Annotated in this window: 1 protein-coding gene; it reads left to right on the forward strand. The window is 59.2% G+C overall.

Translation table 11 applies throughout. The features are described from left to right. The first annotated feature begins 23 nt into the window (after nt 1–23). Nucleotides 24–13,811, forward strand: coding sequence for a hypothetical protein (locus KF757_10315; protein ID MBX3323373.1), 13,788 nt, complete (start codon nt 24–26; stop codon nt 13,809–13,811). Nucleotides 13,812–13,917 lie beyond the last annotated feature (106 nt).

The raw sequence follows: 13,917 nt of genomic DNA on the forward strand, positions 1-13,917 counted from the left end.
ATCCAGGCGGGTGAAGGAGATTGATGATGGATCGCAGAGAGAAGATGCACGGTCGGATGGGCGTTGTGGTTGCAGCGACGCTGATCGCGTGTGCGGGAATGCCGGTCTCAGCGCTGGCGCAATCAGATGGTGTGGCTGTGGCTGAGGGGCAGGCGGGTGTCTCTGCTGCCAAGGAACCGGTACGCATTCGGTTCAACTTTGACGGCGCGCCATTTGATCAGGTGCTGGATTTCTTTGCGCGTGAGACGGGTTTGCCGGTCATCCGCGAGGCAGCGGTGCCAGCGGGAAACCTGAAATTCATCAGCGGGCGGGATTTTTCGCTCGGTGAAGCACTCGAGGTGTACAACTACAGCTTGCGTGCACATGGCGTGCGGCTGGTGCATGAGGGAGACTTTTTGTATCTGCGGTCGCTGGCCGGTGCGGCGAGCGATGCGAGGGCAGTCTCGCCGGAGGAACTGGCTGCGATTGCATCGCGCGATCCATCTGAGTATGTGACAACGTACATTCCGCTGAACAACGCGCTGGCGGAGCGCGTGGTGGAACAGATCAAGCCACTGATCCGCGAACCCGGGCTTGCACAGGCAATTGATCGGCAAAACATGCTGCTGCTCGTCGAGACGGCGGCACAGTGCAAGCGGATTTTCGAGATCATCACTCAGATTGATCAGGTCCGGCCGGCGGATATCGGGTTCGAGGTGTACCCGCTTCGATACACGACGGCGGACGCGATCGTGGCGACGATCAAAGGGATCGTGCCGGAGCGCGATGAGATCATGGTGGTGGACAAGAACGGCAACGCGCGCAATATCGAGGATGTGAGCAAGCCGCCTCTGAAGTTGTCAGCAGATGCACGGATCAACGCGGTTGTTGCGGTTGGGCCGACGAGCCGGTTGCCGGTGGTGAAGGAGTTGGTTGCGCTGCTTGATACGGCGGATGGGAGTGCGGAGGGCGCGAGCACCGGGCCTCAGATGAAAGCATTCGAACTGTCAGGAGTGACTGCGGAGGATGCAGCGACTCAGATTTCGGCACTGTTCAGAGCGATTCCTGAGGCCAGACGTCCGACGGTGCAGGCGCTGGCGGATGTTTCGCGTGTGATGGTGGTGGGGAGCCCTTCGCAGCTGGAGCAGGCGCGGGCACTGCTCGATGTGATCGACCCGCGCATCGAGGGACTTGCGAGGCAGGATCGATCGGCACGGGTGGTGCACCTGACCCATATCGAGCCAGATCGGGCGATGCAGATCGCGCAGCGGTTGCTGACGCCCAGACAAGTGAAGATGCTGAGTTTCGCGCCTTCGAGCGACGGGCGCTCGCTGATCGTTGCGGGGCCGGCCTTGGACGTTGATGCCTTGGAACAGTTGATCGCGGGCATTGACGCCAAGCCCGACCTGGCGCAGCATGTGCGGGTGGTTCGGTTGAGCAAAGGGCCGGTGAGCGAGGTCGTTGCACGAGCGTCAGAACTGGACAACATGACGACCGAAGCACAGCGTGACGCGGTGAAAGCGATTGTCGATGAGGAGTCGCGGAGCGTAACGCTGGTTGGGTCGGCGAGTGCTCTAGCCAGATTTGAAGACAGGCTGCGTGCCGCAGAGCAGAGCGTGGTGGTTGAGACTGAGACACGCATGTTCACGCTCAAGCGTGTGCGTGCGACGGAGCTTGCGGGGCAGCTGTCGAGATTGCTGGTGCCGATGTTGACGCCCGAAGACGGGAGCGTGCTGGTTCCACCTTCGATAGATCCGCTTGACGATCTGAAGACGCTTGTGGTGCGTGCGCAGCCGGAACAGTTTTCTACGATCGAGGGGCTGATTGCGCAGCTGGATCAGGAGAAACCTGGAGAGCGGCAGTTTCAAGTGATGTCGCTGTCGGGGCCGTATGCCGAGCAATCGGTACAGCGTGCGATGGAGTTGTACAAGGCGCAGACGCAAGGCCTGCCGGAATCGGAGGCGGGGGAGATTTCGTTCGAGATTGATCGCCGCGCGGGGAAGTTGCTGCTCACGGGGCGGAGTGCGGGGCTGGTGCTGTTCAGCGGATTGCTGACGCAGGTTCAGCAGTTGGTCCCGCCTATGCGAACGACGCGTGTGGTGGATATCGAGTTCGAGAAGGCGAGCGAGCTCGTCGCGCCGTTGCGGGAGTTTTTGGCCGGTGCGGATTCGATTGATCCGATGCGTGAGGTTCCTGAGCCGACAATGTCGGTGATCGAGCGGACCAACTCGCTGATGATTACAGCCGAGGAGGCACAACATCAGTTGATCGGCGACTATCTGAAAAGGCTTGACCGGCTGGAACCCGGGGATCTGCCGCCACTGAGACTGATTCAGTTGCGAACAGCGGATGCGCTCAACATCGCGGCGATGCTGACACAACAGTACAGCCAGAGGTCAACAGCAGAGCGCATGGCCCGGCCGGTGGAGATCAGGGCGGACGGAAATACGAACACGTTGATCGTTGCTGCGCACGCGGATTTGTTTGGCGACATCAAGGCGTTTGTAGACGAACTGAACAAGGAAGAATCGGACCAGCCCGAACGATTGACGTTTCTGTTTCCGCTGAAGGTTGCCAAGGCTGTGGATGTTGCGACGGCGATGGACAAGTTGTATCCGCAGCCTCCTATGCCGGCAGACCGACTGGGCAGGCCGATGCCGTGGCTTCAGGAAAAGAAGGAAGTGACGGTGTCGGCGGATCCGAGCAGCAATTCGCTGATCATCGACGCGCCAGCCGATCGTCGGGCATCGCTCGAGGAACTGGCCGAGAAGCTTGACCGTGTCGAAGTGCCTCCGGTTGCGGAGCTTCGAACGTATCACGTGGTTGGTGCAGACCTGAACTCGGTGGCGCGGATGCTCGAGGGGCTGAGCCGGAATGGTTCGCTGAGCAGTGCGGCGCAGCCTGGTCGGCCCAAGGTGCAGGTTGTGATCGAGACTGAGCCGAAGAGTTCGACGCTGATCGTTGCGGGCGATGAGGTGACGTTCGAGAAGGTCGAGCAGGTGCTCAAGAGTCTGACGGCGGTGCCTGTGGACAAGGCACTGCGAATCGTGCCGATTGCCAACGCGCAGGCGACGGATGTACGGGCGAGGGCGCTTCAGATCTATGACTCGCAGACGGCTCAGATTCCTGGCGCAGGCAAGGTCGATGTGACGATCGACAGCAGCACGAACTCGCTTGAAGTTGTTGCGGACATCGAGGCGATGGCTCGGTTTGTGCAGATCCTCGACGAGTTGCAGCGGCAGATCGGGCCTGCGCGCGAAGTGCGCATGGTTCAGTTGAAACTCGCTCAGGTTTCCGAAGTGATCGGGTTCCTGCGTGAGTTGGTTGGTGCGAGCGAGTCGCTGAAAGTCGCGGGTGGTCCGACGCCAGTGTTTGAGCCGATCGAGGCGACGAACTCGATCATGATTGCAGCCCAGCCGGCACAGTTTGCGATTATCGAGCAGTTGATTCGAAGTCTGGATAATCAGCAGGTCGCTGATCGTCCTCCGATGCGGATCTTGAGACTGCGGTCGACGGATGCGGCCAATCTCGCGCTGGTTCTGCAGCGATCCTATGAACAACGACCGACGGATGAACGGGCGAAGCAGCCTGTGGATGTGCAGGCAGACGCTGCGACGAATACCCTGATTGTCTCGGCCCATTCGGACGTGATGCCGGAGATCGAGGCAATTGTGCGTGAGTTGAACGATGCGCAATCGTTTGATCTTGGCGAGCGGCAGATCCGGATTTTTCCATTGCGAGTCGCTCGGGCTGAGGAACTGGCCAGGACGATCGACGAGATGTATCCGCCGCCTCCGATGCCGCGCGATGCGCGAGGTGTTCCGAGGCCGGACCTTCAAGGGCCGAAGGAAATTTTCGTGCGTGCGGATCGGGCGACGAACTCGTTGATCGTTGATGCGCCTTCAGAACGGTTGGCTGGTTTCGAGCAGGTCGTCAAGCAGCTCGATCAGACGAAGTTGGCGGAGAATGTAGAGCTTCGGACGTATCGCATCGCGAGGGCGGATCTGGTTGCGGTTCAGACCACGCTTCGCGGCCTGGCGGAGAACGGTGCGCTCACGAACGCGGCGCAAGCGCCGATTACGATCAGTGCCGAGCCAGCGAGTCGAACGGTGGTCGTGAGCGGCCCTTCGGAAATTTTCGAGCGTGTCGAGGCGGTGCTGCGCGAAGTTGACGGCGAGATTGCGCACCCGAGCACATCGATGCGGTTGTATCCGCTCAAGCATGTGCGTGCGGAACGTGTGCAGAGCGTACTTCGGCAGATCTTGTCGGCGAGATTGCGTGAGCAACAGCGTGCAGAAGGCGCGTTGGCGGTGCCGATCGAGGAGTTGCTTGAGGTTGCAGCAGATCCTGGTTCGAACACGTTGATTATTTCAGCGCCAGAGTCGCTTCAGGAAGCCGCGGAGCAGTTGATTGCAGTGTTGGATACCGAAGCCGCCGCATCGGGACGGTCGACTATTCGGGTGGTGCCTCTGACGTATGCGGATGCGGCGCAGTTGGCGCAGACATTAAATCAGGCGCTGCCATCGATGAATCTGCCGGGCGGCGAGGTGGTGCAGATTCTGCCGACAGCGAGTTCGAATGCGATTCTGATCGCGGGCACGGAGGCAGATCTGAAGCGGATCGAAGGCTTGATCGAGCCGCTGGATCGTCAGCCATTCGACCCCGAGAAGGCAACGGTAGAGACATTCCCGCTCAAATACGCTGAGGCGACGAAGATTGCGACAACAGTCGAGCGATTGCTGGTCGATCAACAGCAGACCGACCCTCGAATTCTGGCACTTCAGATGCGGTCTCGAGATTTCCGGTATGTGGAGCCAGCCAAGATCAGAGTGGAAGCTGAGACTCGAACAAATAGTTTGATCGTGTCCGGGCCAACGGTGACGATTCAGCTTGCCAAGTCGATGATTGAGAGGCTGGATCAGCCGACGGAATTGTCGGGGCGTCGTGCGGTTACCTTCACACCGGCAAACGGCGATGCGAGTTTTCTCGCGGAGAGCGTTTCGCGTGTGCTGGCGGCGACGAGGCCAGCCGGGCGGTATCCGCTTGAGGTTATTGCGGAAGGCGCTTCGGGCTCGGTTCTGGTGATCGGGTCGGATGATGAAATAGCGGATGCACTGAGGCGATTGGCAGATCTGGACGATCGCAGCCCGGCGATGCCGATGGTGGAGGTGCGGTCGTTTGAACTTGCCAACACAGGAGCGGGAAGTGCGGCAACGGCTGCACGGGCACTGCTGAGCGATGAAACGCGTTGGCCCGAGGCACTTGTGCGGGCGCGCCGGGTGGGGCTGCGTGTGCCAAGTGTTTCGGTCGAAGCCGATCTGGAGCGTAATCGGCTGCTGGTGAGCGCGCCTTCGCTTTTGATGCCACTGGCTGAGCAACTGGTCGCATCACTGGATCAGCCGAGGCAGAGTGGTGCGGTTGATGTGCGCGTGTTTCAACTGAAGAAGGGAAATGCAGCATCGGTTGCAACTGCAATGCGCGATGCGCTCTCGGCAAGTCTCTCGCCCGGTGAAAAGGCTCCTGCGGTGACCGCGGAGCCATCGAGCAATTCGGTTGTCATAGCCGCCTCGACTGAGAGACTTGAGCGGGCTGCAGCGATGATCGCTTCGATGGATGAGTCAGTCGAGCCTGACGGCGTCGGAGTGCGGACGGTCTACCTCAAGCACGCCAAGGCCGAGGTGCTTGCACCACTGGTGCAACAGATCATCGCGAAGGAAGATCCGCTCGCGGGTGTTGACATGTGGTCGCGAGGCTTCCTGATGCGCGAACTTTCGCGTGGTGGTATGTCGTTTGACGATGTTCCAGTGAAAGTGGTTGCAGAACGCCGGCTCAACGCGCTGATCATCAGTGCGCCAGCAGCCATGCTTTCGCTCGCGGAGCAGGTGATTGAGGGACTTGATGTTGATCGCGGTCCTGGTGGAACGAACGGTGATCGCATCATTCGTGTGATTGTCCTGCAGAACGCGGATGTGACGGAATTGTCGGCTAGTGTGGCAGACTTGTTCGATTCGGACGAGACTGGAGAAGTTGCACCTTCAGTGCGCGTCGATGCGCAGAGCAATGCGCTGATCGTGCGCGGATCGTCGACGCAGATCAGTACGATTGAAGCCCTGGTGAAGGAACTGGATGCTGCAACATTGACGAGCTCGCGGCAGTTGCGGCTGATATCGGTTGATCGCTCGCGTGCTGATGCGCAAATGATGGCCAGAACACTTCAGCGAATGCTTGAACAGCAGCAGGGCATCAAGGTCGAAATAATCTCGGCTGAAGAACTGCTCGAACGCGGCCGTAAGCAGGGACCAGGCGCTGGCGCTTTGCCTGCAGGTCGAACATGGCAGGAACAGACTGCGGGATTGATCGCGGCGACGGCGCTCGGCGCCATACAGGCGGTTGCTGCCGCGGGCGAACAGGCAGACACTGACGAAGAGCCCGCGCTGGTGATCGCGGTTGACCCGGTGACGAACACACTCATGGTCATCGGTTCTCCGAGATTGACCGATCGTGTGGCGGGACTGGTCGAGCAGTTGGAATCGCAGATGCCTGCCGACCCGACAGCAGTGCGCATCGTGTCGCTGCCTGACCTTGTGGACGCCCGACAAGTGGCAGATATCGTCAGCCAGACTGTGCAGCAAGTTGGCATTTCCAGCTCGACGAATCCGGGAGGGTTTACAGGCAGGGTTGCAATTCGTCCGGACCTGACCGGGAGCGCGGTCATCGTGTGGGCGAATGAAAAGGACTTTGAATCGGTCGCGGAGATCATCGCAGGAGTGTCGCGTCTGACGGACTCTGTATCGGTGATGGTCAAGGTTTATCCGTTATCAAATGTTCTGGCGAGGCAGGCGGTGACATCGGTGCGGGATCTCTTCAGCGCCGCGCCGCGAGGCAGGCAGGCGCAGCAGATTCGCGACTTGACGATGCTCGACCCAAGCGGGCGCGAAGTTCGGGCATCGATCAATCCGGATCGCATCAGTGTCATCAGTGACCCTAGCGACACGATGATGATTGTGGCTGCGCCGCGGGAAGCGTTTGATCTGGTAGATCGATTCGTGGCGATGCTCGATCAGAGTCCGGTCATGGATCGTCTGGGAATCCGACGTTATGCACTGGTCAATGCACGAGCGACGGATTTGTCGCGAACGCTTCAGACGCTCTTTGACGCACAGCGCACTGGTGCCGGGCGCACTGCGACAGAGATGCCGCGGGCGATGTTTGTTGCGGATGATCGGACGAACAGCCTACTTGTAACTGCATCCAGCGAGCAGCATGACGAAGTGTCTCGGCTGCTCACGACGACCGACGTTACGCTTGGTGATGTTGATACGGAACTGGCGATTATCCCGCTTCGCAATTCGAGCCCGGCCGCTGTAAGCCGCATCGTTGATCAAGTGGTCATTGGGCGAGACCCCGGGCGTCGCGAGCGGATTCAGATCTCGGCGGAGGAGTCTTCGAGGCTGTTCGTCGTGCGGGCGCCGAAGGAAGAGATGGAGCAGGTGCGTGCTCTCGTCGAGCAGGTCGACAAGATCGAGGTCGGTACATTTCCGATCCGCTCGATCAAACTGGCAACTGCCAATGCGGTAGAGGTGGCGCAGCAGTTGCAACAGTTCTTTCGCGAGCGGGGGACGATAGGTTCGGCTCGAGGTCCTCGGTCGGGTGCAGCAGCCATTATCGGTGAAGAACGCAGCGGGACACTGATTGTTTCTGCGTCAGATGATGACTTTGCGCAGATCGAATCGCTCGTGCAGATGTTCGACGTTCCGGCTGCGGGTCGTAAACTCCAGACCCGCATTGTGAATCTCAAGAACGCACGAGTTTCAGATATTTCCGGAACGCTGCGCAACTTGGGGTGGGCGTTGCAGGAAGAGCGGTTTGGCGGCTTCTGGGGAGGCGGGCGTCGTTCGGCGTCAACCTCGGACACCATCATCATCGAGGTCAATGAACGCACGAACTCAGTGATCGTCATGGGTCAGGGTGAGACGCTTGACACGATCATGGCGGTCGTTGCTGAACTCGATCAGCCGCTCTCGAATCAGACAAAGCCGGAAGTGCGGGCAGTCAAGGCGCAAGGTGCGGATCTGAACGCGCTGGCGCGCATGATCGAACAATCAACCGCCACGCCGGGATGGCGTGAGTGGTTCGGGCGAGATCCTGATCGCGTGGTTGTGCAGGCTGATCGCGAACGCAGCATGCTGATTCTCGTCGGCGACAAGGCGCGGGTGGATCTGGCGGAAGGGTACATCAAGCAGATTGCCGAGGCTGCAGTAGAGAGTGATCGCGAGATTCGCTCGATTCGGCTTGAGCACGCCGAAGCTTCGCGAGCGGCGACGAGTCTGTCGCGATTCTTTGCTGAACGCGCGCGCTCACAAGGAGTTGATCAGTCGGGTGTCACGATCATTGGTTCAAATGAGGGCAATGTTCTGTTGGTGTCTGCGCGGGCGGAAGATCTGACAGTTCTGAATGAACTGATCGCGCAGATTGATCAGCCCGAACTCGGCGAGGGTCGCACAATCGAAGTCTTTTCACTCAGGCACATCGCGCCCGACGAAGCCGCGACGACGCTGCGTGAGATGTTCCCGACTTCGCGGGCTGACGAACGGGTGATTGCAACTGCGCAGCCAAGCCGCAGTTCGCTGATCGTTTCTGCCCCGGTGCAGCAGATGGATCGCGTCAAGGCGTTACTTTCAGAGATAGACGCGCTGCCGGCGGCCGAATCGACACGCATTGCAACCGTGCAGCTTGATCACGCGCGGGCTGCTGATGTGGCGTCGGCACTTCGATCCGCCCTTCCCATCGGCGTTCGGCTTCAGATCACGGCCAATGAGCGGCTCAACGCTCTCATGCTCACCGGTTCAGATGAAGCAATCTCGTTGGTACGCGATCAAATCGCGAGCCTTGATACACCGACGACGACTTCGCCTTCACAGTTTCGGCGTTTCGAGATCAAGCATCAATCGGTGTCGGATCTTGCATTCACGCTTCGAGCGATGATGCGGGGTCGGCCGAGGGGTGTCGGGGTTCCGGAGCCGAACTTTGACCCCTTGTTCGACGACAACGCGATGGCGGTGACGGCAAGCGCCGACGATATGCCATTCATCGAGGAGATCATTCGCGAAATCGACACCCCTCGCGGTTCGACGCGCAAGACGCGGTTCATCAAGTTGCAGTATGCGGCTGCCGAATCAGCAGCCGAGGCGCTCAAGATGTTTTACGGCCGTCTCGCACCAGAGGCAGCAAGCCCGGCACAGCGTGATGTGACCATTCTTCGGGATAACGCGACGAACTCGCTGGTGATCAGTGGCGATGAATCGGTGTGGGAAGGCATCGAGGGGTTGCTCGCGCAGCTCGATACTGCGGAGTATGACACTTCGCAACAACTGGTTGTGATCTCCCTGAAACACGCCGACGCACAGAGCGTGGCTCGGGCGATCAACGAAGGGCTGCGCGCGCCGCTCGAAGAACAGTTGCGACGGGAGCAGTTGAGATTGCGCGAGGAAAATCGCCGCACGGGCGGACGCGAGGAGCCGACGTTCGAGCCGGCGGTTCTGGTGAGCAGCGAAGGCACGCCGACAGTCTCTGCCGAAGTGCAGACGAATTCGCTGATCGTGTTCGCAGGGCGCAAGGATATCGACCGGATTCGTGCGATTGTCGAACAACTTGATGTTCCGGATTTTCTACGCATGGCGTCGGCACGCGTCATTCCTCTGACCAGTGGGCGAGCGAGCGTGATCGCGGGGTCGCTTCGCCAGGCGTTTGCTAGCCGTGGCGAGCGAGCAGGAAGCCCGCGCGAGGTTGTGATCATCGGTGATGATGCAAGCAACACGCTGATCGTCCGGGCCGATGACGAGCAGTTCTCCGAGATTCTGTCTCTGACACAGGAAATCGTGAGTCAGGTGAGTGGTTCGCAGGCGACGCCTCGCGTGCTGCGAGTCAGCAATGTGCCAGCGGTTCGACTTCGTGAGACACTGCTCGCGACGTTCAGCCCCCTCGCGCAGCAGCGCAACGAACCTCTGAGCATCTCTGTTGATCGCGGGAGCAACTCGCTGATCGTCGCTGCAAGCGAAGAGATGCACAAGCAGCTCCAGGAACTGACGACCGAACTCGACGGTGTGCAGCCGGGCGAAGGCGGGCCAGGGTTGCACCCAGCGCCCGGCATCAACATGCTCGGGCAGACGGTTCTCGTGATCGATATTGAACACAACGCACCAGCTGAAGTCATTCGCATGCTCGAGCAACTCGGCGTGACGCGGCCTCAGCCGAGCGATCGGCCCGGGCTTGTGAGCGAGCCGGTTGTGCTGATGGCCATGACAACGCGTCGCGCCATCGCGGTGCTCGGAACGCAGGCAGACTGTGTCATCGTCGCAACACTGGTACGAAGTGTGGACGCAAAGCCCGGCGAAGCGACGCAGGATCTTGCGGTGATCAGGCTCCGAATGGCGGATGCGGCAGCAGTGGTGCAGTCGCTATCGCGCATTCTCGATTCGGCTCAGCAGGCTCCGACTTCTGCCCCTGCGCTGGCGCTGCGCGAGCAGGTACGCAGGCTGAAGATGACGCGAGATCGCTTTGACGAAGGCCCCATCGAACTCGATCTGTCAGTCCCGATTCGGTTGATTCCTGATGCAGCGACAAACTCGATCTTCGTCGGCTCAACAGTCGCTAACGTCGCTGCAATCCGCGAACTCGTGGGTCTGCTCGATACCATGCCGATGGGGGAATCGGTCGTCGTCCGGATTTTTCCACTCGAGAACTCTTCTGCTCGCACTCTCAAGCCGTTGATTGAAGAATTGTTCCGTGAAAGCGATCGGCTTCGGCGTCTGCCGGGCACAACTCGTGTGGGGCTGCCGAACACCGCGATTGGGCAGGCACTCGCGGGCGAGATTGTGGTTGCTGTCGATGAACGTACAAACTCGCTGATTGTCGGAGGTCGCGAAGAAGCGGTTGCACTCGTCGAAGTGCTCATTCGCGATCTCGACGAGGATAACGCTGCCAAGGGTTGGCTCGAAGCGAGGATTCTGCCGCTCCAATATGCCGATGCCGTGACTCTGGCGCAGAAGATCGATCAGGTTCTGGTGCGCGGGATCGGTTCGACGCCCGAATCCGTCGGGTTGCAGAGGCAGGCCGGGAGGCTGCGACTCGTGTTGCGCGATGGCGGCCAGGACCATTCGACAACATCCGACATTTTCGCTCCGATGACCGACCTTGTCGTGACGCCAGAGGAAACTCTCAATGCGCTGATCGTGGTGGGCACACCGACAAATATCAATGTTGTTCGAGAGTTGGCATCAATGCTCGATGTTGAACTTGCCGCTTCGAAGAACGCGCTTCAGGTGATTCCGATGCAATTTGCTGCAGCCGAGCGCGTTGCAGGAATTGTCACTGATGTGTTTCGTCAGCGAGAATCGTTGCCGACCTTCCGTGTCGAGGATCGCGTGGTTATCAGCGTGGATGGACGTACCAACTCCTTGGTGGTCTCGACGAGTCCACGCAGTTTCGAACTGCTTTACAGCCTGATCGAAACTCTTGACAAGGAAGAGTCGCGGTACGCTGTGGGGTTGCATGTCGTCTACGTGCCACAGGGTGATGTACGGCAGTTGGCTCCCAAACTGCAACGTCTGATGCGGGAGCGGATCGAAGCGACAAGACGATCTGGCGATATTCAAAGCGCTCAGGACGTATTCAGCATCGAAGCAGAACCCGCGACAAGTTCGCTGATCGTTGCAGCGAGCGACGAAAACCTGGTGCTCGTGCGCGACTTCATCGAGATGCTTACGCGCGGCGGGCTCGAAGTGACGCAGTCAGAGAAAATGGAAGTGATTCCGCTCGAATCACTCGGTCGTGCCGTTGAAATCGCCGCAGCAGTCAACAGCCTCTATGTCCAGCGAGAAAACGAGCGGCGCGGCGATCGCGCAGTGACAGTCGTTGCGAGCGAACGGCAAAACGCGCTGATCGTGATGGGTAACGAGAGCGACATGCTTGCGGTGCGAGCGATTGTGGCACGCCTCGATCGAACGCGTGTCGAAAACGTCGTGGACTACAAGCGCATCGTGCTCAACTCGGCCAGTGCACGCGAAGTGGTCACGCTCGTTCAGGACGCCCTCGCGGGGCGGTCGATTCGCGGTAGCAGCGGCGGGTCGCAGCAGGCGACCATCCTGCGTGTCTTCAAGGATCAGATTGAACAATCTGTTGCCGAAGCGACGATCGACGGCAACATCCGCGATCAGATCACATTGACCCCTGATTCAAGAACAAACTCGATCATGATCACGGCTCCGACCGAAGTGATGAACCTGATCACACGGATCATCGAAGATCTTGATCTTGATCGTCGCGGCGATCGCGTCATCGAGACCTTCGCGCTCTTGAACGCAGACGCACAGGCCATGGCAATCCTCCTGGGAGAACTCTTCAATCTTCGGCAACTCGGGGATAGTCTGGTACTGATTCCATCGCGGGCGGGTGTCGAACCGGAGGACACCCCAGGGCGGTTCACGCCAGTGCCCGATGTGAGGCAGGAACTCTCGATCACCGTTGATCGTCGGACCAATACGTTGCTTGTTTCTGGCACTCGTGAATATCTCGATGAAGTTCGGCAGGTCGTCGAGAGTCTCGACGCGATCCAGGCTCTTGAGCGAGAACAACGTGTCTTCAACTTGCGCAACGCGCAGGCCACCGAGATCCAGACGACCTTGCGCGGGTATTTCGAAAGCGAAGCCGAGCGGCGTCGCCTGACTCTCGGACCACAGCGGGCTGAAAGTTTCATGCGGCAATTGGAGCAGGAAGTCACAGTCGTCGGAGATATCAAGAGCAACAAACTGGTGATCTCGGCTTCGCCACGATACATCGAGGCGGTGGCAAAGATTGTCGAAGAACTCGACGCCTCTCCGCCTCAGGTGATGATTCAGGTATTGCTCGCCGAGATCACACTCGACAACTCGGATTCGTGGGGCATGGACATCAACATCGGTGGTGTCGTTGCCACGAGCAAGATCGGTGGGGATGGATATGTGTTCGAAGCGCTGGCGGGGGGAGCTGGCGTTGCAACGTCGCTGGGAGTTCCGAATTTTTCAGTTGCCAGTACAGACTTTACCCTTCTCCTCCGTGCACTCGAGGAGCAGGGAAAACTCGAGGTTCTCAGCCGTCCTCACGTGACGGTCAACAACAATGAGGACGCGCTGATTCAAGTCGGCGAGAATATCGCAATCGTCACGGGCGTACAACGCGACAACTTCACAGGCGGGACGACTGCGAACGTCGAACGCGAGAATGTCGGCATCATTCTCAATGTTCGGCCTTCGATTTCTTCCGACGGGTTTGTGCGCATGAACATCACGCCGGAAATCTCGCAGCTGAGTGCTCGCACCGTACAGATTGATGCAAACTTCAATGCGCCGATCATCACTCAGCGACTCGTCGATACGGTCGTGACGGTCAAAAATGGGCAGACCGTTGTCATTGGCGGACTGATTCAGACGATCGAGGAGAATCGAAAGACAAAAATCAAAGGTTTGGGGAATCTTCCGGTCATTGGCGGGCTGTTCCGCACGAGTGAGAACTCGAAGGTCAAGACCGAGTTGCTTGTGATCCTTACGCCGTATGTGATTCCGGGTGATTCACCTGCATCCGAACTTCGTCAGCGCGACTTGTCGAACCAGAAGATCTTTGGGTTGGAAAACCCGGAGAAGGTGCTCAAAGCCTTGGGACTCGAGGATGGTCTGCCTTCGGTTACGGGGCTGGGGGGGCCGGTGGCGCTGCCCGAGCCATTGGACCCAGAGCGTGCCAAAGAATGGTCCGAATGGTTCAAGTGGGACGAGGACGGGAAGGGTACAAAGAATGATTGATCGTCAGCCGAGATGCTTGTTGGTGGCGACGATCGCTTTGTGTGCGTTGGTCGGCGGGTGTACGTCCGGGGCGCCTCAGTCCAAACCGAAGCCCGATATGTTCGGC

The organism is Phycisphaeraceae bacterium (genome assembly GCA_019636795.1).
Lineage (GTDB): Bacteria > Planctomycetota > Phycisphaerae > Phycisphaerales > UBA1924 > JAHBWW01.